Below are 19,854 nucleotides of genomic sequence, written 5' to 3'. Positions count from 1 at the left end.
GATGCCGATCTTCCTGCGTGCACCCGAGGCCCCGGCCGGCGGACCGGACGGGAAGGGGTGGAACAGGCTGAGCCTCAACGCTCACTTCGGCCTGCCGAATCAGTGCGCCCTGCGGCCCCGACGCTGGGGGTCGCTGCTGGAGTCCCACGACACCCGGCGGGCCCGCTGGGGAGGGTTCGGGCCCTGCGTCAACCGCGGTGACTGCAACGACTGCCCGGTGCGACAGGCCGTCGACGAGCAGTGGACCGTCATTCCGGTGAACGTCCCCCGGGTCCTGGTCCGCATCGAGCCGGTCTTCGCGGCCGACACGATGTTCACCGGCCCGGACGGCTGGCGCCTGTGGCTGACGACCGGCCCCGACGACCGCGACTACCGCAACCGGCCGCCACTGGGCTGGGACGCCATGGCCCGCGTGCGCGGCTGGGACCTCGGCCGCCCGTACATCGACGAGCACGGTGAGGGCTTCTGGCTGGAACGCACAGCCCGCGTCCCCGCCTGGGGCTGCTCCATCGTCACGAAGACCTGGCCGTCGTTCACCCGGCACGCCTTCCGAGTGGCCAGGACCGGGGTCGCCCTCCTCCACCACCACGGCGACTGCGCGCACGGCGACGAGCTGCTGAACGCGATCTCCCAAGCATGTCCCGGCCCGGACGGCGCCGACGAGGAACGGGTGCCGGTCCACTGGCGGCAGGCGCGGGAGATGACGCCTCCGGCCGTCGGCGACCTCTGGTTCGGCGTCGACGTGGCGACGATGAGCGTGAAGATCGTCGCCGTCGACGGTCCGAGGAACGAGCGGGCCCGGCTGACCCTGTCCGGGTCCGGCTGGACCGCCGAGCGCGTGAGGGCCGCCGGCGAAGCACTCCGCGCGCACCTCGCAGACTGACCACCTCGCACAGAACAGGACGACGAGCATGAGCCAGCACGACATCCAGACCCCCGAGCGCTTCGGCGGCGAGCCCGTGTACGGCAACCTGCCCCTCGACTACCGGCAGACCGTTCGGCCGTTCACCGTCACCGTCGCCGGACCCGAGCGCTACGACGGCACGCGGCCCACCACGTACGTGGTCGACGAGTGCTCCACCGAGAAGGCCTGGGTGAAGGCCCTCGCCTGGCACATGGTGGCCGACGAGACGATCGACTGCTACGTCATCGCCGACGAGTCCCACGAGGGCCTGCCGGACGGCGAGCGGGGAATCCACTGGAGCGACCTGCGGACCGAGTATCAGCGGCAGCGCGACCTCGACGACCTCGCGGACCAGGCCGCCGAACTGGTCCACGAGTACGAGGAGGCCGTGACCGGCCACGTCGACGCGGACGGCGACGCCCTGCCGGACCGGCACGGCCACGTGGACGGGGTCGTGAGCAAGTACGAGGCCGACGCCTGGCCGATGGTCCGCAGGCTGGCGGGCCTCAACGGTCATGCGGAGCTCGGCCAGTGACCGCGAAGGGCCCGGTGCCCCTCGACCGGATCCTGTACCGGGTGCGGCTGATCTGGCCGGACGCCGGGTGGGTGCTGCGCGAGCCGCAGGACGTGAGGCCGTCCCTCACCTGGCAGGGCGGACCGACCGTCGAGGAGGTCACCGAAGAGCTGCGGCGGCCGGAAATCGACATGAGGCGCACTGCCTGACGACCGCCTGATGGGCTCCTGACCTGCGGTTTCTTAGAAGTTCTTTTGCCGAAACGGCTTGTTAAAACTGGCTAGGGCAAGTCGTTTCGGAAAGAATGAAAATAGTTCAAAACACACCAACCAGCAGAGAACGGGAGCCCGCCATGGACGCCACCACCACCACCACCGCCGTGTTCGCCGCCGCAGCCACCTCCACCACGTGGATTCAGACGAACCTCGGCAAGGTCACCGAGGTCAATCACGAGGGTCAGACCTGGACGGTCCTCCTGCCCGGCATGGGCACCGACGAGGCCGGCCAGGCCACGCCGACCAGGGCGCGGATCACCGGCAGCGAGGGCTACGGCGGCACCGAGCTCACCGACGTCGAAGCCACCTGGGGTCAGACGATCGGCATCGTCGACGCCGCTCTGGCCGCCGCCCGCATCTGACCACCACCCGGCGGGGCTCCGGCCCCGCCGGTCACCTTCCCGAGAGGAGAAGACCGATGGCCACACAGTCCACCGCCACAAGCCCGAGCGTCGCTATCGCGCGAGCCCTTCGCCGCCTCGGCCTGGACCAAGGGAGGGGCGGCGACTTCCGCGTCACCGGCGAGTACCGCAACGGTGAGCGCATCTGCACGTACGTCGTAACCCTCACCCAGCACGCCGACGAGACGATCGCCGAGCACGCCGACGACGTCGAGCGCTGGGTCAGCGAAGACGGCGGCTGGGCGGTCCGCGTGTCCATCCGGTACTGCGACGACAAACCGCGGCCCTGGGTCGACGTCTCCAACGGGCCCGGCGAGCGCATCCGCGAGACGCCGCCCGCCGCACCGGCGGTCCTCGAGGAAGCGGCGCAGCCGGAACCGGTCGAAGATGCCGCCCCGCCGGTCGCCGCGCCGCCGACCCCGGCCGCGCCGCAGGACCTCGACCCTAAGGAGCGGCGCCTCCAGGAAGCGCAGGCGTTCGCCCTCGGCTGGTCGCCGGGCCAGGCCGAGCTTGCGGTCAGTGCGGCGGCCGGCCAGCTCCGCATCGACCCGGACGGCTCGCTGCGGCACGTCCCCGTGCCTGGGCGCGCTGGCCAGCGCCTCGCCGACTACCGCCTCAAGCCGCTCGTGCAGGCCGGGTTCGTCGTCGTGGGCGCCCTCGACGTTCTCGGACGGCGACCCGTGAACGTCACTGCGGACGGCCGTCGCGCGGTCACGGTCTGGAAGCGGGTACAGCCGAAGCCGGTCCCCAAGAACCGCAAGGAGGAGCTGTTCGACCGGCTCCAGCCGCTCATCGGTGGCGAGGAAGCCGTACGGCGTGCCAAAGCCCTCCGCGAGGAGGAAGCACGGCGGCGCGCGGACCGGGACAGGTTCTACGCCGTCCTGGACGAGCTGCATGCGTGGGAGGAGCGGGACGAGCGGCTGTCGGATGTGTGGGCGGGGGTGCAGGGCATGACCTACCGCCTCGGCCGGCGTCGGCCCGCCGGATGGGTGCCCACCGAGGAGGAGATCGCGGAACACCACCTCGCCCCGGACGTGGTCGCCGAGCTCCGCGCCGACGCCGCGAATCCGCAGCCAAGGCCCGAGCTGCCGTCGGTGCGCTGCAACCCGCCGGAGGAGCTGCCGCCGCTGGACGCGAACACGGAGGCCCCCGAGCAGCTCGACCTGTTCGGGGCGAGCCCCGCCGTGGCGGGCACTTGGCCTGCGGCCGGCCATGTCTGCGACGAAGCCGAGGAGCGCGCCGCGTACGGCAGGTACGTGTCCGACGGCCTGGCCGACACCGACGGCTGGTTCTCGCCGATGGACTTCGAGGCCTGGCAGGCGCACCACCACCGGGCGATCGGCTACCAGGAGCCCCGCAAGGCGGCCTGCACCGACACCGAGTGCAACGCCCCGCGGCACGAGCGGACCCGCTGCCTGAACACAGGCACGCGCAGGAAGCCGCGGTACGAGTCCCTCTGCGTCTCCTGCTACGAGCCCCGCGCAGCGGTGATCGTCGCCGCTGAGCGCGCGCGCCGCGCCCCCCAGCAGCTCGCCGTCTGACCCCCGAACCGCCCGCAACCCATGAAGGAAGGAATCAGCACATGACGTCGAAGAAGGTGGACGCCCTGGTGGCCAAGCTGCGAGGGCAGGGCGCGGAGGTGATCAAGAGGGGAAGCCGGTGGCGCGTCACCGAGCCGGGCAAGCCTCTGGCCTGGCTCCCCACCTCGGACCCGGCAGGGCAGGGCCTCGACAACAAGCTCGCCGACCTGCGGAGGAAGGGGTACCGCATATAGGCCTCTGACCTGCTGGTTTCTTAGAAGTTCTTTTGCTGAATTAGATTGTTAAAACTGGCTAGGGAAAATCATTTAGGAAAGAATGAAAGTAGTTCAAAACGCACCAACAAGCCGCGAAAGGCAGCGAAATGAACGCCGAGACCATCCAGACCCTCACGACCCTCGCGAACAAGGCGATCGCCCGAGAGAAGGCCGCACGCGACACCCTTGCCGAGTCCCTCCGCGACATGGCCCAGGGCGTCCAGCCCAGCGCAATGCGCAAGGTCGTGGACGAGGCCGCGAACGCCCTCCCGTACCGGATGCTCCTGGAGGACGCCGAAGGCGGCGACTTCGGGAAGGCCTTCACCACTCTCCGCAAGCGGCTCGAAGCCAAGGTCCGCAAGACCGGCCCCGGCTCCAGCTCCTGCCCCTTCACCAACGAGGCCGAGCGTCTCGAATACGCGGGCTGCCGCGCCTTTCTGGACGCCACCGAGGCCTTCGAGGAGGCGCCCGCCAAGACGTACGAGCACGGCCTGAGCCTCGGTGACTGGGTGTACCTCCTCGGCGCCTGGCACCCCGTCGTCGACCTCGACGACATCCAGTCGGTCGTGGACCAGATCACCGCCCGCATGACGGCCGAAGAGGTACGCGCCCGCATGCCCCGCCCCTGACCCATCCCGGCCCGGCGGTAACCGCCGGGCCACCCAACCCAACCCACCCCGGCCCGGTACCGAGCGCCCCCCGAGCGCGCCTGGTACCGGGCCGGTCCCATCCCCGACGGAGGTACCCGTGGAGCAACTCGACCTGTTCGCCGAGCTCGGCAACGAGCCGGAACCCCCCAAGCCCCAGGCCTCGATCACTCTCCCCAAGCCGACGGCGGGCCAGTGGGCGCCTGCCCCGCCCAAGCCCCCGCAGCCGGCCAGCACCCCGGAGCGTCCCGAGCGCCGACGCCGTCTTGAGTACACGCTGAACCCCGCCGATGGCGCCACCTTCGGTGAGGCCGTCTCGTCCGCCTGGTACCGCGCTTACGGCGGCACACGGATGGAGATCCCTATGGGCGTCGTCGCCACCCTCGCCCTGTGGCCGCAGAAGGGCTACGCGCGCACCCTGGCCGAGTTCTTCCGCGGCCTTGACGCCCCCCAACTGCTCCAGTGTGTCCGCGAGGTCGCCGCCTACTGGTGGTTGCGCCGCCCCGACCTCATCGACACCGCCTCGGCACTGTTCTCCTGGGCGGAAGGGGACATCACCAGGCAGGAGCTGAACGCCGTACGCGACACGTTCCACGCGGCCCTGGATGCCAACGCCCTCGACCACACCGGCCACGCAGACCCCGAGATGAACACCTGGGTTGACCTCATGTCCTGGACGGTCACCAACCTGCGGCACAAGTCGGCCCGCGAGGGCCTCGGCGAGTACCACACCCCGCCGGAGGTCTGCGACATGATGGCCGCTCAGATCATCGGCCGGGACCCGGGCGAGATCCACGACGGCTACTCGTTCCTCGACCCGTGCGCGGGCACCGGCGGCATGTTCCGGTCCGGTGCCCAGCACCTGCGCTCCATGGGCTTGGACCCCGCGAACTACACGTGGTTCGCGCAGGAGATCGACCCCATCGCTGCGGCCGGGTGCGCCGTCAACATGATCGTCTGGGGCCTCGGTGCGAAGGCCATGGTCGCCTGCGGCGACACCCTCCATGAGGGCGACCTGTGGCCCCGGGCCATCGAGCACCGCAGGGCCATGGTCGAGCGGCGAGACGACGTCCAGGCCAACGCGGCGATCGCGTACGCCATCGGCCGCGTCGAGCAACTCGTGAGCACCGCCTCCAAGGCCGCCTGATCTAGGAGATGGCGGCGATGCTCGCCGAAAAGCCGGGGTAGTAGAGGACATGCATCGCCTCTGACCTGGGGTTTCTTAGAAGTTCCTTTGCCGAATTGGCTTGTCAAAACTGGCTAGGGCAAGCCATTTCGGACAGAATGAAAGTAGTTCAAACCATCCCACAAGCTACGGCCAGAGGAGAGCGCAGTGAACGTCGCGAGCATCATCGAGGAGATCGAGCTGATTGCCGAGATCGGCGAGGCCGGCGACGTGCTCGACCTCTCTCGGCGCCTGGTCGGCCAGGGCGACACCGCCTGGGCGATCGACGTCCGCCGGGCCGTGACGCGCGACGTACTCGACCGGAACGTGCTCCGTGCGGTCGCGGGCCGGATCGCCGCAGCCGCCCGGCCGACGGTCGACTGGGGGCTGTTCGCCGACCAGCTCGCCGACGTGGAGGCCGGCCTGCGCGCCGCCCTGGCGGCCGACGCCGCGATGGCGCCTGCGGAGCGCCGCGAGCGCAGCGCCCAGGAGTGGGTCGCACAGCAGCGGTTCGAGGAGCGCGTGAGCGACTACAACGGGAAGGTCGAGTTCGTGAACCGCGAGCGCGGCCGGGCCCGCAACGAGGTGAAGGCCGCTGCAGTCCGCGCTAACACCTGCACGAAGTGCTTCCAGGTGCCCGCCGCGAGCGGCGAATGTGGCTGCTGACCTGCGGTTTTCTTAGAAGTTCTTTTGCTGAATCAGCTTGTTAAAACTGGCTAGGGCAAGTTGATTCGGAAAGAATGAAAGTAGTTCAAACCACCCCACATCTAGCGATTGGACGCGCTATGACCGCCACCGCCACTGAGGCCACCACCGCGACCGCCACCGAGGCCCCCGCGAAGAAGGCGCCCGCGCGGAAGGCCCCGGCCGCGAAGAAGCCCGCGAGAAAGGCGACCGAGGCGACCAAGGCGGCCCCGGCGAAGAAGGAGACCGCCCAGCAGGCCGGCGACGGCCAGCGGACGCAGCTCCGCACGATCCCTACCAACAAGATCGACCGCGACCCGGGTCAGCCCCGCGAGCACTTCGACGAGGCCGCGCTTCGCGAGCTGGCCAAGTCCATGGAGAAGCTCGGCCAGCTCCAGCCGATCACCGTCCGGTACATACCGGAGACGAAGCGGTACACGTTGATCATGGGTGAGCGCCGGTGGCGTTCCGCTCAGATCGCCGAGCTCCCCACGATGAAGGCCGTCGTCATGCACGGCGTCGGCGAGGGCCGCGAGACGTTTGCCATGGCCGTCGCCGAGAACGTCGGCCGCGCGGACATGACGGCCGTCGAAGAGGCGAAGGCCTTCAAGAAGCTGGTCGACGCCGACTACACGGTCGACGAGGTCTCCGAGCTGGTCGGCAAGAGCGCCGCGTACGTCCAGTGGCGGATCGACCTGCTGCGCCTGTGCCCGGAGGCCCAGGAAGCCCTCGTCAAGAACCAGCTGCCGGTCGGCCTCGCCTGGTACGTCGGGAAGCTGTCCAACCAGAACCAGGTGCGGTTCCTCGGCCGCTGGGTGCGCGGCGACTTCAAGAGCGCCCGCGACGCGGAGGCCTTCGCGCAGGCCCTCCACGACGAGGAGAGGCGCCAGGAGGACCAGGGATCGTTCTTCGTCCTCTCCGAGGAGGCGACCGCAGCCCGCAAGGACAACGGGCAGGACGCCCTGCCGGGCACCCTCGACCTCCCCGAGGAGGAGCGGGAGCGGATCGTCGCCGACCGCAGCAAGCTCGTCGGGAAGATCGACAAGCTGGGCCAGGCCGGAGAGATCCTGTCGCTGCTCGCGGCCACCGACGAGGAAGAGCTGGCCCTGCTGCTCGCCGGGACCCCCGGCGGCATCGGCGGTCACCGCCTGCGCATCAAGCACCTCCAGGACATCGCGACCAAGGCGATGGCGAACCTCCGCAAGGCCGAGATGGTCGCCGAGGTCCGCGCCAGCGGCCTGACCGTCAACCCGGACGCCGAGGCCGCCGCCTGACCTCGCCCCCTCTACGGCGCACCGCGCCCTGCGGTGCGCCCCCTTCAACCCTCCAAGGAGACCAAGCCATGAAGCGACCCGTCAGCTTCCACAACCACCCCGTGCCGACCTTCACCCCGTACGACGTCGCGAAGGCCGCCCTGGAGCACTGCGGCGACCAGTGGGGCGCCGAGCCCGGCCCGTGGGCCACCACCGGCCACCTCCGGGCCTGGGACGGCACCCCCTTCACGATCGGCGCCAACCCGACCGGCGAGCTGTTCGTCCGCAACGACCAGCTCGGCGACGCCCTGCCGCTGCCGGTCAAGCCGACCGACGACCTCGACACCGTCGCGCGCGCGGTCGCCGAGATCGTCGGCCACCTCTACTGATCTAAGCCCCGTTCACGCAGCCAGACCCCTATCCCTCCAGGAGGAGACCGATGGAGATCCCAAGCGGCGTCTACGACGTCCTCACCGACGCCCGTACGGTCATCGCCGACGACCGGGTGCAGATCCCGTTCGACCTGGACCGCCCCACGTACGAGCAGGTGAACAAGATCCTGAAGGAGATCGGCGGACGGTGGGACGGCCGCAAAGCGGTGCGCGCCCACGTCTTCCCGTTCCCGGTGGAGGAGTACATGCGGGCGTGCCTCGCCACCCGCGAGTTCCCCAGCCGGCTCGAACAGGGCTGGTACCCGACACCGCCGCGCGTGGTCGACGACATGCTGGCGCACGCGGGCGTCCGCGAGGGCATGAGCGTCCTGGAGCCGTCGGCTGGTACCGGCTCGATCGTGGGGCCGGCCGTCGAGTGCGGCGGGGTCGTCGACTGCGTCGAGATCGACGAGCGGCGGGTCCGCGTCCTCCGTGAGCAGGGCGCCGCCCGTCGCGTGGTCGAGGCGGACTTTCTCGACCTGGACCCGCTCGACTGCCCCCATGGCTACCGCCGGGTGCTGATGAACCCGCCGTTCGCGGCGGCCGTGCAGCACGTGAAGCACGCGATGGGCTTCCTCGACGACGGCGGCACGCTCGTCGCGGTCCTGCCCGAGTCGGTGATGTGGCACAGCGACCGCGCCACGGTCGAGTTCCGCGAGCTGATCGCCCTCGCCGAGGGCACGTTCGCCCCGCTGCCCGACGAGTCGTTCGCGCCGTCCGGAACGAGCGTGCGCACGGTCCTCCTGGTCGTCGACGCCGAGTCCGGCGGGCCGCTCCCCACCCACGGCTGGTGGCAGCGGCAGCCCCGGCAGCTCGACCTGTTCGCCCTCACCTGACCAGTGCTTCTTTTGCCCTTCTTTGCCTAATCAGGTTATCAAAACTGGCTAGGTTGAGCTGATTCGGAAAGAATGAGAGGAGCGCCACAAACCACCCCCAGGAAAGGGCAGGGCCATGGAAAACGCGGACATCACTCAGAAGATCAACAACGGGGATCTCTTCGTCCTCACCCGAGAGGAAATGGCCCTGATCCTCCCCTGGCTCCGCAACACCCTCGCCACCCAAGAGAGGCAGGACGAAAACGCGGACCTCTGCCAGCTCTTCAGCAAGATCATGCGGCTCTCGAACCGGCTCTACGGCACCGAGCCCTTCAATCGCGAGACCTGCATCTGCAACGGCTGACACCCCGTAGGGGGCCGCCCAGGCGGCCCCCTACTCCACCACCAACCCACACCCGGAAAGGACGGGAATGGAACTAGCCACCTGCACCTACCAGGAGTTCACGCCCGACATGGGCGCTCCGATCCGCACCACTGCGGGCCACCCGCGCTTCCCGCTCGGCTACCAGCTGGTCGGCCAGGCCACGCTCATCACGCCGACCCGCGAGCTGCTCGCCCAGAACCTGCCCGAAGACGCGTACGAGTTCAGCTACCGGCGCCTCCTGAACGCCCACGGCATCGACCGCATCTACGCCGAGCTGGCCGGCCTGGTCGCGCGGAACGGCGGCGCCCGCCTGGTGCTGCTCTGCTTCGACCGCCTCGACAAGCTGCGCCCGGCAGATGCCTGGTGCCACCGGCTGCACTTCGCGAAGTGGTGGCTGGAGCAGACCGGCGAGGAGATCCCCGAGCTCGGCGCCCAGCCGAAGGCCGCGCCGCCCTCCCTCTTCTAACTCACCTGACCAGCCCTTTTCGACGGGCGGGACGCACCGCGTCCCGCCCGTCACCCATGCCCGGATGGAGTGACCGAACCATGAGCGACCGTCAGATGATCGAGACCCGCGTCTGCATCGACGACACCCTCGGCCCGTATGACTGCAAGCTCGACCCCAGCAACCGGTGGAACGGCTGGCTGAGCCCGTACTTCACCCTCGACACCTCCCGCCAGCTCGCCGCCCGCACGATCGAGATGGCCGACGAGTACGGGCACGACAGCGTTGACACCATCCACGTCATCGACGGCCGCGCCGACAGCGCCGCCAGCGTCCACGTCATAGAGGGCGGCACCGACAGCGAGCACGAGCCGCGAGCAGTCGTCGTCCGCATCCGCTGGCAGCAGCTGAACGAAGGCGCCAAGGCCGCAGTCAGCAGCGACCTGGTCATCGGCGAGCAGCCGGAGTCCATCGCACCCGACGGCGAGGGCGAGCCCCGGGCCGTCGTCCTGCACATCCGCTGGATGTACGTGGAGGAGACCACCGAGGACGAGGACGCGGCCGACGTCATCGAGCCCAACGCCGAAGGCCTGTACGGCATCGGCGGCTGGGAATGGACGTGGCACTTCGCCTCCTGGCGGTGCGCCTGCGGCTCCGTCATGGACTGGCACGAGTTCGAGTGCACCGGCTGCCTGCTGAACCGCGACAACCAGCTGGAGAAGAAGCCGTGCGACTGCGGCTGCGATCCCAAGCAGGGCGTGTGGGGCGAGTACGACCTCGAATCCGTTGAGAGCCGCGCCCACTTCATCCGCACCGGCCGCTTCCTCCGCTGGTCCGAGTCGGACGCGCAGCCCTCCCTCTGACCTCCCCCCAGCACACAGCAAGGAGCACACCCATGCCCTACATCGACGCCACCACGCGCGCCTGGGCATCCGCCAGTCCGGCCCGCGCCTACAAGCACGACGGCAGCGTGCTGACCGCCATGAGCTGGTTCTGCGGTGCTGGCGGCGACACGCAGGGAGCGGACGCGGTCCCCGGCGTGCTGACCACCAGAGGCGCGAACCACTGGGACGTCGCACTCGCCACGCACGCGTGGAACAACCCGAACTGCGACCTGTGGAAGGGCGACATCCGCCGGGCCCCGGTCGAGAAGTGGCCGGTCTGCCAGCTCTTCTGGGCGTCGCCGGAGTGCCCGAAGTGGTCGGCGGCCCGGGGCGTGAAGGTCGACTTCGACCGCACGATGCAGGGCGATTTCGACTTCGAAGAGCCGGAGTTCAAGAGCGACAAGGAACGCCGGGCCGCCGAGGAGCGCAGCCGCGCCCTCATGGAAGAAGTCCCCATGTATTTGCGGGGCGTGATCAACCGCGGCGGCTTGGTCCTGGCCGGAGTCGTCGAGAACGTCACAGACTGCCGGGGCTGGGACCAATGGGATCGGTGGGTCGGCGAGTTCCACAAGCTTGGGTACCGGACGAAGCTCCTCGCGATCAACTCGATGCACGTCGTCCCGCGCACCCTGGACCGTGTACCGCAAAGCCGTGACCGCCTGTACTTCGTGTACTGGCACGAGAGCCTCGGCCGCGACCCCGACTTCGACAAGTGGGTCCTGCGCCCCGACGCCTGGTGCGCCGACTGCGACGAACAGGTGCGCGCCGTCCAGGTCTTCCGCGACCCGAAGCGGGACATGGGTCGCTACCGGCAGAGCTACGACTTCCGTTGCCCGCGCTCGGGCTGCCGCGCGATCGTCGAGCCCTACGTGCTCCCCGCCGCGGCCGCCATCGACTTCTCGATCGCGGGAACGCCGATCGGCGACCGGTCCAAGACCGACGACTGCCCCGAGGGCCTCGCCCCCGCCACGATCGCCCGCGTGCGGGCCGGAGGCGCCAAGTATTGGGGCTGGGGTGAGGACTTCTTCGACGACGGGCAGGGCTCGCTCTTTGGCGACGTCGACGAGGCACCCCAGGGGATGCCGGGCGGCCCGCTCCTCGTCCCGGCCGGCGGGACCTGGCGGGAGAAGGCCATCGGCCTGGACCTGCCGATGCCCACCCGGACGACCGTGGAGACCGACGGCATCGTGTTCCCGCCGCTGTTGATTCCGTGCGAGGGCCGCGACGGCAAGAAGCCCATGCGGCTGGAGGACCCGCTGCGCACCCAGACGGCCCGCCTGGAGACCGCCCTCGCCTACCTGCCGTTCGTGATCCCCATGCGGGGCGGCGGCGACAAGGAGAAGGCGCGGCACCTCGGCATGCCGCTTCACTCGGTCACGGCCGGCGGCAACCATCACGGGCTCGTGACCCAGCCTGACCACCTGCTCGTCCCGTACTACGGCAACGGCCAGGCCCGGCCGGTCACCGACCCGATCGGCGCGCTCCCCACCCGCGACCGGTACGCACTGGTCCGCCGCGACTTCAAGATCGACGACGTGCTGTTCAGGATGCTCCAGCCCCACGAGATCGCGAGGGCGATGGCCTTCAGGGCGAAGTACAAGCTCATGGGCTCGAAGCGGCACCAGGTCCGCCAGCTCGGCAACGCGGTGACCCCGGCCGTGGCTGAGGTCCTGTACTGCGCGCTGGTCGAAGCCATCACGGGCGAGCCGATCAGCCGATACGAGCTGGCCGCCTGACCTGCGGCTTCTTAGAAGTTCTTTTGCCGAATAGGGTTCACAAAACTGGTTAGGGCAAGCTCATTTTGGAAGAATGAATGTAGATCAACAAACCACCACAAGCATTGAAAGAGGGAACAAGATGAACCGCTTCGAGACCGAGTTCCAGACCGCGACCCGGGCCGTCACCGCCGCGACCGAGGCCGCCTCCGCCCGCATTGGCGATCTCCTTCGCGATCACCTCCCCACAGTCGCCACGCTCCTCGTCGACACCGATCAGGGCGTCGTGGACTCCTACTACGACAGCGACGGCCAGCCCGTCAGCTTCAACGATTTCGACCTGCCCGACGACGTCTTCGACACGGTCCACGCCGTACTCGACCAGGTCCTCAGCCTCGGCAAGACCTCCGAGGCCCTCACCCGCAACGGCTGGAAGCTGACCCACCCCTTCCCCTTCGCCGGCTTCCCCGTGCGCACCAAGACGGACGACCGCACCTGACCAACGCCCCGGGCCCGGGGGACAGGCAGCGTCCCCCGGCCCTCTCACACCCACCCCTACCGAGAGGACAGACCCATGGCCGACACCCTGCACACCGACCTCGAAACCGCCGTTCACTCCAAGGCCTTCGAGGACGCCTACCAGGCCGCCAGCGTCGCCCGACGCACCCTCTACTCACGCGCGGTCGCGTACGTCGCCCACCTGGTCCGCACGCACCTGCCCGAAGCCGCAACGCTCACCTTCGACACTGGCGAGGTGGAGCTGCACGAGGTGGCGGACGCCAAGGGCAAGGTGCTGTGGCACGCCCCGACCGCCGCGGGTCATGGCCTGCCCGACAGCATCACGGACGAGGTCAAGGGCACCCTCGGCGACGTGATCCCCTTCGGCAACCTGGCCGGAGCGGCAGGCTGGAAGGCAGCCCCGCAGGGCCGGCCCCTCCGCACGATCCGCCTGCCGAAAACCCCGCCGAAGACCGCGAGCAGCTACTTCCCCACCCAGGAAGGCCCGGCCAAGGTGCAGGCCGAGTTCACGCCGGGAGTGCACGCCATGAGGATCACCGGCCCGAACCCGAAGTACGCCCTTGAGACCCGCGACAGGATTCGCGCGGCCATCGTCAACAGCGGCATCCAGTGGCCGCTCGGCGACATGACCGTCACCGCCTGCTGGACCGCGGCTCGCGGCGGCTCCGCCGCCGACCTCGCCCTCGCCTGTACAGCGCTCGCCGCATCTGGTCACGTCCCCGCGGGCTCCGTCAGAGGCGTGGTCATGATCGGCCAACTCGGCCTCGACGGACGAGTCTTGCCGGTCAACGACTTCGACGGCCTCATGCAGGCCGCCATCGACGCCGGCGACCTCAAGTTCATCGTCGCCGAAGCGCAGCTCGCCCAGGCCGCCAAGTTCCCCGACATCGCGGTGGAGGGCGCGCGCGACCTGAACGCAGCCCTGGCCTTCCTCACGGAAATGACCGCCTGACCTGCGGTTTTCTTAGAAGTCCTTTTACTGAAACAGCTTGCCCTAACTGGCTAGGGCAAGCTGTTTCGGAAAGAATGGAAGTAGTTCAACCAGCCACCAACAGCCCAAGGAGCGAGAAATGACGGAGTCCACCACGCAGCCCCTCCTCCACCAGTACTGGGACCGCGAGGACGACGAGACCTTCCAGGAGCTGTTCGAAGGCCCGTGGAGCACACCGACCCTGGCCTACGAACTCGCCAGCACGTTCAGCCCCAACCGGGATCACCCGAAGGTCCGCCAGTTCCTCGCCGAGTACAAGTCGGACGGCTGGGGCGGCTGGGTGCGCGGCAACATCTGCCGGGCACTGGCCGCCGAGGGCGTCACCCTCCGCGACATCAACCGGCGCAAGTCCTGACCGGCCGGACGGCCAGCTGGCCGTCCCTTGAGCGGGCAGCGCGACGGGCCACGGCCTGGTGCGTGCTGCCCGCCCAGGTCGCCACCCCAGTGCCGACCACCCACCCCAACACGTGAAGGGATCACCCCGCATGCCCGCTACCAAGGCCTTCTGGACCGAGTACTTCGAGGACGCCTACCGCGAAGCCGCCCAGAAGCGGCGCGAGGTCATCGACCGCGCCCTGCTCCTCATCGCCCACCTGATCCGCGAGGAGCTGCCCACCGCCACCGCCATCAGCGTCAACGCGAGCGTGCTGACCGCCGTGCACGACGCCAAGGCCACGACCTGGCGGTTCAACGACGAGACCACCAACGGCAAGCTGAGCGAGCGGATCCGCGCCGAGGTCCGGGACACGCTCCTCGACATGCTCACCTTCCACCGGACCACTGCCCCGCTCCGGGCGGCCGACTGGAAGCAGATCCCGGACCAGCCCGGCGCCTTCCGAGTCGACCTGCCCGAGGACCCCGACCAGAACCAGGAGCAGGAGGCTGCCCCGGCCGCCGACGACCGGCCGCACGGGACACCGGGGGAGGACGCCGGGAACTGCGCCCAGTGCGGGCGACCGCTGATCTGGGACGCATCCGGCAAGCGCGTGAACGACGAGTGGGGCGAGTACCTGTGCTACGGCCCCCGTCCGGCCGGCGCGCGGTCCGCCGTCCACGTCCTGGCCGCGCCGCAGACGGCCACGGCATAGCCCAGCAGCAGACGAGGGCCGGGGAGCAGGCAGCGCTCCCCGGCCTCGCGCCATCCAACCAGCTCTGAAAGGGAACGCCATGAGCACCAGCCCGTACGCGGTCGAAGTCACCCGGAGCGTGAGCCTCGTCCTCACCCCGGACGCGATCGCCATCCTGTCCCGCATCGTGACGTCCGACGACGGCCCGGAGCACTACGAGGTGCAGGACATCGACGGCGGCGGCCCCTACGTCATCCGCAGCGGCAGCGAGACCACCCTGCTCACCAGGAACGTCGGTGTGCTGCACGAGCGCTGCGCTCACAACCCCGAGGACGCCGCCCGGTTCGACACCCGCCCGCAGGCCCTCGTCTACGCCTCCCACGCTCTTGCCGCGTGCTGGCCTTGCACCACCCCCAGCTACGAGGAACCCGAGTAGCCACCGCGGGGTGAGGCCGGGGAACAGGCAGCGTTCCCCGGCCTCACTGCGGATCTAAGCACCTCAACACCCCGAGCACTCCACCACCCCAAGCGGCAGCCCCCAGGCCCTCCACGAGATCCACACGGCCCCATGGCGCGCACTCCCGCCCCGCCCACCAGCCCCCAGGAGCGTTCCCGATGTCTACGGCGCAGTTGGCATTCGACCTGCCCGGCTTCGGGTCGGACCTCCCCGACCTCGCCTCGTACGACTGGATCATCGCGAACATCTCGGGCGGCAAGGACTCGATCGCGATGCTCTACGAGCTGTTCTGGGCCGCGCGCGACGCCGACGTCCTCGACCGCATCGTGTGCGTGCACGCCGACCTCGGTTCCGCCGAGTGGGAAGGCACGAAGGAGCTGGCCGCCGAGCACGCCGCCTACTACGGGCTGCGGTTCGAAGTCGTCGCCCGCACGGGCGGCGACCTCATCGACCGGATCGAAGAGCGGGGCATGTTCCCCGACGCCGACAACCGCTGGTGCACATCGGACTTCAAGCGCGGCCCGGTGCGGACCCTGATGACCCGCCTCGTCCAAGAGTCACGAGAGGCGGGGCACACCGGCCGCGTCCGCATCCTCAACGTCATGGGCATACGCGCCGAGGAGTCCCCGGCCCGCCGCAAACTGCTCGCCTTCACCCACGAAGGCGCCTGGACATGTCCCTGCGATGCGTGCGTACCGCGTCGGGCCAAGGCCGAGAAGTACAAGGCGCGCAAGCAGCCCGTGCCGAAGGGCGTCGGCCCCGGCTGGGGCGCCTCGAACACCCTCCGCCACGTCGACGTCTGGTATCCGGTGCACACCTGGTCGACCGTCGACGTGTGGGCGGCCGTCGAAGCGTCCGGCCTGCGCAAACACCCGGCATACCTCGCCGGAATGCCAAGGTTGTCCTGCATGTTCTGCGTCCTCGCGTCCAAGTCGGCGCTCGTGCTGTCGGCTCAGCTCAACCCGGAGCCCGCCGCCCGCCTGGCCCGCATCGAGGAGAAGATCGGGCACCGCTTCCGCAACGACCTGTCCATGGCCGAGATCATCGCGGAGGCCGAGCGGTCCTCGCGGGTCGAAGCCGTCGCCTGCTGGCAGGGCTGAGCCTTGGCCGCGCTCCACGAAGTGCTCTCCACTCGGCACAGGGAAACCCGCTGCGCACTGCTGCGAACTGCGCACCCGGTGGAGCTGAGGTAAGATCCCGATCGGCCGGTCGTTCGAGCAGCGGCGCGACCGCCACCCGCGCTGGTGCGTGTAAGGCAACACGGCCCGACTTCCAGTCGGGCGATCCAGGTGCAAGCCCTGGCCGGCGCTCCACACGATTGGCCCTCCCCGCAGTCCCCGGGGAGGGCCTTCCGCATTCCACGCGACCGCCGACAATGGGCCGACAAACGCGCAGGTGCGCAACCTGCGCAGACGGACTTCAGGAGCGGCCCATGTTCCACGGCTCGATACCCGCGCCCCTCCGTTCGATCATCTACGAGCACGCCGGGACGTGGCCCGGCGAAGACATCTACGTCGGCTGCTCGGGAAACTTCACGATCGAACGCGTGCTGCACGCCCGGTTCGGCGACTCCCGCCGCGTCCACGGCAACGACATCCAGGCGTACTCGTGCGCCCTCGGCTGGTACCTCGCCGGGGACGACCTCAACTACACCCTGCGCGAGGAGTACGAGGAGTCCCTCGGCTGGCTCAAGCCCTACCTGGAGGACCGCACCGACCTCCTCGCCACCCTCATGCTCGGCACCCGCTTCCTCCAGTACGTCGGCAAGGACGGCGCCTACTACCGGCGGATGATGGACGCCACCCGCGACCAGTGGGAGCGGATGCACGACAAGACCGCCAGCAAGCTCCGCGGCCTGCAAACGAAGCTGGGCTCGTTCTTCGCCGGCGACGTCCGCGACTACCTCGACCAGGAGGTGCCCGCCGACGCCCCCGTGGTGATGTTCCCGCCGTTCTACGCGAAGGACTACCAGGCGCAGTTCGCGTCCATCGACGCCGCGTTCAACTGGCCCGAGCCAGCCTTCGACGAGCTCACCGAGGACGGCAAGGAACGCATCATCGAGCAGGTCCAGGACCGGCCCAACTGGGTCCTCGGCCTGCACATCGAACGCCCCGAGCTGCGGGACAAGCTCGCCGGCGTCGTCCAGACCGCGAACCGCGGCCTGCCGATCTACGTGTACGCGGCGGCCGGGCCGCGCCGCATCGTCGGCCCCCGGCAGCCCGTCGAGCCGATCCCCATGCCGAAGATCGGGCAGAACGAGGACCTCGGCGACCGCATGAGCCTGCACGTCCTCAACGCCGGGCAGTTCGCGGCGATCCGCTCCCAGTTCATGTCGAAGACGATCAAGCCCGGCAGCCCGTTGATCGCGTGCGGGGTGGCGGTCGACGGGAAGCTGATCGGCGCGTTCGCCTACCTGCCGCCCAAGTTCGACCCGAACACCGCCTACCTGATGTCGGACTTCCCGGTGTCGTGGACCCGCTACCGGCGCCTGTCGAAGCTCATCGTGATGGCCGCCTCCACGAAGGAGGCGCAGCTCCTCGTCCAACGCTCGCTGTCGAAGCGGATTGACGGCTGGGCCACCACCGCGTTCACCGACCGGCCCAACAGCGCGAAGTACGGGCGGGGCATCCCCGGCGTGAAGCTGCAGAAGCGGACCGAGCCGGGCGCGGACGGCATCCACCGCTACCAGCTCCAGTACGGCGGTCCCCTCGGCGCCTACGACCTGATCGAAGCGCTCACCCTCTGGAAGACCAAGCACGGCAAGGACATGCGATGACCACCAGCAGTCGAATCCGGCCCCGCCTCGTCCAGCGCGACCCGCGCGCCCTCACCCGCCTCGCCGTCAACGCGCACTACCAGACCAAGGAGGAGTACGACCGGCTCGTTGCCAACATCAAGGCCGACGGCTGCCTCACCTCCGTCCCGCTCATCTACGGGGCCGGCGAATACCCGGAGGGCGCCGAGCTCATCGTGTCCGGCAACCACAGGTGCGACGCGGCCGTGGAAGCCGGACTCGACGAGATCACCTGCCTGCTCATCGACGACCCGCAGGAGAAGGACCAGCTGATCGCCCGGCAGCTGTCGCACAACGCCATCACCGGCAAGGACGACCCGGCGACCCTCCAGCAGCTGTACGACCAGATCGAAGACGTCGACTGGCGGGCCTACTCCGGCCTCGACGACGCACAGCTCCAGCTCCTCGCCGAGGTCAGCCCCGAAGGCCTCTCCGAAGCGAACCTCGACTTCGCCACCGTGAGCCTGATCTTCCTGCCCATGGAGCTCGAAGCCGCCCGCGAAGCCTTCAACCAGGCGCGCCTCGGGCAGAACGAGTCCTGGCTCGCCGCACGCGCCGACTACGAGCAGACCCTGGACACGCTCGCCTCGACACATGCCGCGCACAAGGTCGGCAACGTGGCCACCGCCCTCCACGCCATCCTCGCCATCGTCGAGCGCCACCTCGACGAACTCGCCGAGGGCTACACCGCACCCGACGGCACCCACCTCCACTCCGGGCACGTCGGACTCGAGACCGTCCTCGGCGCCCGCACCCTGCCCGCACCCGCGGCCGTCACGATCAACAAGGCCATCGCAGCCGCAGAAGGCCGAGGCGAGATCGAGCAGGGGCAGGGCTGGCGGCTCCTCGAACGCCTCGCCGGCGAATACCTCTCCGGACCCAACCACGTCCCCAGCGACCCGTCATGAGCAGCGTCGGCATCCAGTTCGCGGGCGGACCCGTCGACGGGCAACTCCTCGCCATCCCCGCAGACCCCTGGAACCCGCCCCACACCTGCGAGCTCCGCAACGCCGACGGCTACCGACTCGTCTACCGGCGTCACGTGAACCCGGCAGACGACGGCCCCCTATGGCTCTACCGCTACGAAGGCACCGCACGACGGGAGGAACGGGCCACATGAGCACCCGTCCACCCATCACCCTGAGCCCCGAACTCGACCCGTGGGAACGTCAGCCCAACGAGACCCCCCACAAACACGGACAGTTCGCCACCTACAGGGACCTCGGCAGGACCCGCACCCTGACCGAAGCCGCACGGAGGCTGACACTCGCGTACGGGCACGTGAGGAACCTCGCCGCCCAGTACCGGTGGCGTGAGCGCGTCGAGGCCTACGACCGGCACCTGGACCGGCAGTACGAGGCGATGTGGCTGGAGGAGCGCCGCAGGGCCGCAGAGACCGACGCGAAGATCCTCGGCGCAGCGATCGGCAAGCTGGCGCAGCGGCTGACGACGTTGAACGCGGCCGAGTTGTCGGCCGGTGACTTCATCCGGCTGATGGACGTCGCGATGCGGCACCGGCGTGTCCTGTTCGGTGACCCCACGGAGACGATCGCCGTCACCAGCGAGGGCACCAACGCGCTGGCGCACCAGTTCGCCGAGTTCGCGCAGATGCCGCCGGAGCAGCGGCGTGCCCGCCTGAGTGAGCTGGCGGCGTCGGTGAACCAGCGGATCAAGGCCGTGGACGGCAGCGACGACGAGGACGAGGAGGCGTAG

Annotated in this window: 26 protein-coding genes and 1 tRNA gene; all 27 read left to right on the top strand. The window is 69.4% G+C overall.

Features of this window, described 5'->3' with window-relative positions; genetic code table 11:
* The first annotated feature begins 1 nt into the window (after window position 1).
* Window positions 2-883: a hypothetical protein gene (locus SPR02S_RS64390; RefSeq protein ID WP_019061737.1), complete on the top strand. Its 882-nt coding sequence runs from the start codon at window positions 2-4 to the stop codon at window positions 881-883.
* Window positions 884-911: 28 nt separating this feature from the next.
* Window positions 912-1,439 carry a hypothetical protein gene (locus SPR02S_RS35270; protein WP_019061736.1) on the top strand — a complete coding sequence of 176 codons (528 nt, stop codon included), beginning with the start codon at window positions 912-914 and terminating at the stop codon, window positions 1,437-1,439.
* The gene (locus SPR02S_RS35265; RefSeq protein ID WP_019061735.1) at window positions 1,436-1,627 is read left to right on the top strand and encodes a hypothetical protein; all 192 of its coding nucleotides are present in this window, start codon (window positions 1,436-1,438) and stop codon (window positions 1,625-1,627) included. The genes SPR02S_RS35270 and SPR02S_RS35265 overlap by 4 nt, the downstream gene beginning before the upstream one ends.
* A 143-nt stretch (window positions 1,628-1,770) precedes the next feature.
* Window positions 1,771-2,055: a hypothetical protein gene (locus SPR02S_RS35260; protein WP_019061734.1), complete on the top strand. Its 285-nt coding sequence runs from the start codon at window positions 1,771-1,773 to the stop codon at window positions 2,053-2,055.
* 56 nt (window positions 2,056-2,111) lie between these two features.
* Window positions 2,112-3,635, top strand: a complete 1,524-nt coding sequence (locus SPR02S_RS35255) for a hypothetical protein (RefSeq protein WP_019061733.1) — start codon at window positions 2,112-2,114, stop codon at window positions 3,633-3,635.
* 41 nt (window positions 3,636-3,676) lie between these two features.
* Window positions 3,677-3,868, top strand: coding sequence for a hypothetical protein (locus SPR02S_RS35250; RefSeq protein WP_019061732.1), 192 nt, complete (start codon window positions 3,677-3,679; stop codon window positions 3,866-3,868).
* Window positions 3,869-3,996: 128 nt separating this feature from the next.
* On the top strand, window positions 3,997-4,518 hold the full coding sequence (locus tag SPR02S_RS35245) for a hypothetical protein (RefSeq protein ID WP_019061731.1): 522 nt from the start codon (window positions 3,997-3,999) through the stop codon (window positions 4,516-4,518).
* A gap of 118 nt (window positions 4,519-4,636) precedes the next feature.
* The gene (locus tag SPR02S_RS57025; RefSeq protein ID WP_019061730.1) at window positions 4,637-5,683 is read left to right on the top strand and encodes an N-6 DNA methylase; all 1,047 of its coding nucleotides are present in this window, start codon (window positions 4,637-4,639) and stop codon (window positions 5,681-5,683) included.
* A 186-nt stretch (window positions 5,684-5,869) separates the two neighbouring features.
* A complete protein-coding gene (locus tag SPR02S_RS35235; protein ID WP_019061729.1) occupies window positions 5,870-6,367 on the top strand; it encodes a hypothetical protein in 498 nt (165 codons plus the stop codon).
* 119 nt (window positions 6,368-6,486) lie between these two features.
* A complete protein-coding gene (locus SPR02S_RS35230) occupies window positions 6,487-7,659 on the top strand; it encodes a ParB/RepB/Spo0J family partition protein (RefSeq protein ID WP_019061728.1) in 1,173 nt (390 codons plus the stop codon).
* A 68-nt stretch (window positions 7,660-7,727) separates the two neighbouring features.
* On the top strand, window positions 7,728-8,027 hold the full coding sequence (locus SPR02S_RS35225) for a hypothetical protein (RefSeq protein WP_019061727.1): 300 nt from the start codon (window positions 7,728-7,730) through the stop codon (window positions 8,025-8,027).
* Window positions 8,028-8,077: 50 nt separating this feature from the next.
* Window positions 8,078-8,905 carry an SAM-dependent methyltransferase gene (locus SPR02S_RS35220; RefSeq protein WP_019061726.1) on the top strand — a complete coding sequence of 276 codons (828 nt, stop codon included), beginning with the start codon at window positions 8,078-8,080 and terminating at the stop codon, window positions 8,903-8,905.
* Window positions 8,906-9,020: 115 nt separating this feature from the next.
* Window positions 9,021-9,248, top strand: a complete 228-nt coding sequence (locus SPR02S_RS35215; protein WP_019061725.1) for a hypothetical protein — start codon at window positions 9,021-9,023, stop codon at window positions 9,246-9,248.
* Window positions 9,249-9,315: 67 nt separating this feature from the next.
* The gene (locus SPR02S_RS35210; RefSeq protein ID WP_019061724.1) at window positions 9,316-9,735 is read left to right on the top strand and encodes a hypothetical protein; all 420 of its coding nucleotides are present in this window, start codon (window positions 9,316-9,318) and stop codon (window positions 9,733-9,735) included.
* 80 nt (window positions 9,736-9,815) lie between these two features.
* Window positions 9,816-10,577 (top strand): hypothetical protein, encoded by a 762-nt coding sequence (locus tag SPR02S_RS57020; protein WP_019061723.1) that lies wholly within the window; start codon window positions 9,816-9,818, stop codon window positions 10,575-10,577.
* A 32-nt stretch (window positions 10,578-10,609) separates the two neighbouring features.
* Window positions 10,610-12,334 carry a DNA cytosine methyltransferase gene (locus SPR02S_RS35200; RefSeq protein WP_019061722.1) on the top strand — a complete coding sequence of 575 codons (1,725 nt, stop codon included), beginning with the start codon at window positions 10,610-10,612 and terminating at the stop codon, window positions 12,332-12,334.
* 121 nt (window positions 12,335-12,455) lie between these two features.
* Window positions 12,456-12,812 carry a hypothetical protein gene (locus tag SPR02S_RS35195; RefSeq protein WP_019061721.1) on the top strand — a complete coding sequence of 119 codons (357 nt, stop codon included), beginning with the start codon at window positions 12,456-12,458 and terminating at the stop codon, window positions 12,810-12,812.
* 75 nt (window positions 12,813-12,887) lie between these two features.
* Entirely contained in the window at window positions 12,888-13,784 is an 897-nt protein-coding gene (locus SPR02S_RS35190; protein WP_019061720.1) for a magnesium chelatase domain-containing protein, read from the top strand.
* A gap of 118 nt (window positions 13,785-13,902) precedes the next feature.
* Window positions 13,903-14,178 carry a hypothetical protein gene (locus tag SPR02S_RS35185; RefSeq protein ID WP_019061719.1) on the top strand — a complete coding sequence of 92 codons (276 nt, stop codon included), beginning with the start codon at window positions 13,903-13,905 and terminating at the stop codon, window positions 14,176-14,178.
* Between the two features lie 130 nt (window positions 14,179-14,308).
* Window positions 14,309-14,911 carry a hypothetical protein gene (locus SPR02S_RS35180; protein ID WP_019061718.1) on the top strand — a complete coding sequence of 201 codons (603 nt, stop codon included), beginning with the start codon at window positions 14,309-14,311 and terminating at the stop codon, window positions 14,909-14,911.
* A gap of 79 nt (window positions 14,912-14,990) precedes the next feature.
* A complete protein-coding gene (locus tag SPR02S_RS35175) occupies window positions 14,991-15,326 on the top strand; it encodes a hypothetical protein (protein ID WP_019061717.1) in 336 nt (111 codons plus the stop codon).
* Between the two features lie 179 nt (window positions 15,327-15,505).
* A complete protein-coding gene (locus tag SPR02S_RS35170) occupies window positions 15,506-16,447 on the top strand; it encodes a phosphoadenosine phosphosulfate reductase domain-containing protein (RefSeq protein ID WP_019061716.1) in 942 nt (313 codons plus the stop codon).
* Between the two features lie 138 nt (window positions 16,448-16,585).
* Window positions 16,586-16,660, top strand: a tRNA-Gly gene (locus SPR02S_RS63495).
* 119 nt (window positions 16,661-16,779) lie between these two features.
* The gene (locus tag SPR02S_RS35165) at window positions 16,780-18,123 is read left to right on the top strand and encodes a putative antirestriction adenine methyltransferase (RefSeq protein WP_019061715.1); all 1,344 of its coding nucleotides are present in this window, start codon (window positions 16,780-16,782) and stop codon (window positions 18,121-18,123) included.
* Entirely contained in the window at window positions 18,120-19,049 is a 930-nt protein-coding gene (locus SPR02S_RS35160; RefSeq protein WP_019061714.1) for a ParB N-terminal domain-containing protein, read from the top strand. The genes SPR02S_RS35165 and SPR02S_RS35160 overlap by 4 nt, the downstream gene beginning before the upstream one ends.
* Window positions 19,046-19,261, top strand: coding sequence for a DUF8847 domain-containing protein (locus tag SPR02S_RS35155; RefSeq protein ID WP_019061713.1), 216 nt, complete (start codon window positions 19,046-19,048; stop codon window positions 19,259-19,261). Before SPR02S_RS35160 ends, SPR02S_RS35155 begins: the two co-directional genes overlap by 4 nt.
* Window positions 19,258-19,854 (top strand): hypothetical protein, encoded by a 597-nt coding sequence (locus SPR02S_RS35150; protein WP_019061712.1) that lies wholly within the window; start codon window positions 19,258-19,260, stop codon window positions 19,852-19,854. Before SPR02S_RS35155 ends, SPR02S_RS35150 begins: the two co-directional genes overlap by 4 nt.

This window comes from Streptomyces prunicolor NBRC 13075 (genome assembly GCF_000367365.1).
In the GTDB taxonomy this organism is placed as follows: domain Bacteria; phylum Actinomycetota; class Actinomycetes; order Streptomycetales; family Streptomycetaceae; genus Streptomyces; species Streptomyces prunicolor.
Note: the sequence above shows the minus strand (reverse complement) of the source record. Positions and strands in the feature narration are given on the sequence as shown.

What these genes read in the sequence shown, in the direction of transcription:
- SPR02S_RS35220 (WP_019061726.1), top strand. Translation starts at nt 8,078, where the DNA reads ATGGAGATCCCAAGCGGCGTCTACGACGTCCTCACCGACGCCCGTACG.
- SPR02S_RS35210 (WP_019061724.1), top strand. Translation starts at nt 9,316, where the DNA reads ATGGAACTAGCCACCTGCACCTACCAGGAGTTCACGCCCGACATGGGC.
- SPR02S_RS35170 (WP_019061716.1), top strand. Translation starts at nt 15,506, where the DNA reads ATGTCTACGGCGCAGTTGGCATTCGACCTGCCCGGCTTCGGGTCGGAC.
- SPR02S_RS35215 (WP_019061725.1), top strand. Translation starts at nt 9,021, where the DNA reads ATGGAAAACGCGGACATCACTCAGAAGATCAACAACGGGGATCTCTTC.
- SPR02S_RS35245 (WP_019061731.1), top strand. Translation starts at nt 3,997, where the DNA reads ATGAACGCCGAGACCATCCAGACCCTCACGACCCTCGCGAACAAGGCG.
- SPR02S_RS35270 (WP_019061736.1), top strand. Translation starts at nt 912, where the DNA reads ATGAGCCAGCACGACATCCAGACCCCCGAGCGCTTCGGCGGCGAGCCC.
- SPR02S_RS35175 (WP_019061717.1), top strand. Translation starts at nt 14,991, where the DNA reads ATGAGCACCAGCCCGTACGCGGTCGAAGTCACCCGGAGCGTGAGCCTC.
- SPR02S_RS35190 (WP_019061720.1), top strand. Translation starts at nt 12,888, where the DNA reads ATGGCCGACACCCTGCACACCGACCTCGAAACCGCCGTTCACTCCAAG.
- SPR02S_RS35225 (WP_019061727.1), top strand. Translation starts at nt 7,728, where the DNA reads ATGAAGCGACCCGTCAGCTTCCACAACCACCCCGTGCCGACCTTCACC.
- SPR02S_RS35165 (WP_019061715.1), top strand. Translation starts at nt 16,780, where the DNA reads ATGTTCCACGGCTCGATACCCGCGCCCCTCCGTTCGATCATCTACGAG.
- SPR02S_RS35185 (WP_019061719.1), top strand. Translation starts at nt 13,903, where the DNA reads ATGACGGAGTCCACCACGCAGCCCCTCCTCCACCAGTACTGGGACCGC.
- SPR02S_RS35195 (WP_019061721.1), top strand. Translation starts at nt 12,456, where the DNA reads ATGAACCGCTTCGAGACCGAGTTCCAGACCGCGACCCGGGCCGTCACC.
- SPR02S_RS35260 (WP_019061734.1), top strand. Translation starts at nt 1,771, where the DNA reads ATGGACGCCACCACCACCACCACCGCCGTGTTCGCCGCCGCAGCCACC.
- SPR02S_RS35255 (WP_019061733.1), top strand. Translation starts at nt 2,112, where the DNA reads ATGGCCACACAGTCCACCGCCACAAGCCCGAGCGTCGCTATCGCGCGA.
- SPR02S_RS57020 (WP_019061723.1), top strand. Translation starts at nt 9,816, where the DNA reads ATGAGCGACCGTCAGATGATCGAGACCCGCGTCTGCATCGACGACACC.
- SPR02S_RS35150 (WP_019061712.1), top strand. Translation starts at nt 19,258, where the DNA reads ATGAGCACCCGTCCACCCATCACCCTGAGCCCCGAACTCGACCCGTGG.
- SPR02S_RS64390 (WP_019061737.1), top strand. Translation starts at nt 2, where the DNA reads ATGCCGATCTTCCTGCGTGCACCCGAGGCCCCGGCCGGCGGACCGGAC.
- SPR02S_RS35160 (WP_019061714.1), top strand. Translation starts at nt 18,120, where the DNA reads ATGACCACCAGCAGTCGAATCCGGCCCCGCCTCGTCCAGCGCGACCCG.
- SPR02S_RS35200 (WP_019061722.1), top strand. Translation starts at nt 10,610, where the DNA reads ATGCCCTACATCGACGCCACCACGCGCGCCTGGGCATCCGCCAGTCCG.
- SPR02S_RS35155 (WP_019061713.1), top strand. Translation starts at nt 19,046, where the DNA reads ATGAGCAGCGTCGGCATCCAGTTCGCGGGCGGACCCGTCGACGGGCAA.
- SPR02S_RS35180 (WP_019061718.1), top strand. Translation starts at nt 14,309, where the DNA reads ATGCCCGCTACCAAGGCCTTCTGGACCGAGTACTTCGAGGACGCCTAC.
- SPR02S_RS35230 (WP_019061728.1), top strand. Translation starts at nt 6,487, where the DNA reads ATGACCGCCACCGCCACTGAGGCCACCACCGCGACCGCCACCGAGGCC.
- SPR02S_RS35250 (WP_019061732.1), top strand. Translation starts at nt 3,677, where the DNA reads ATGACGTCGAAGAAGGTGGACGCCCTGGTGGCCAAGCTGCGAGGGCAG.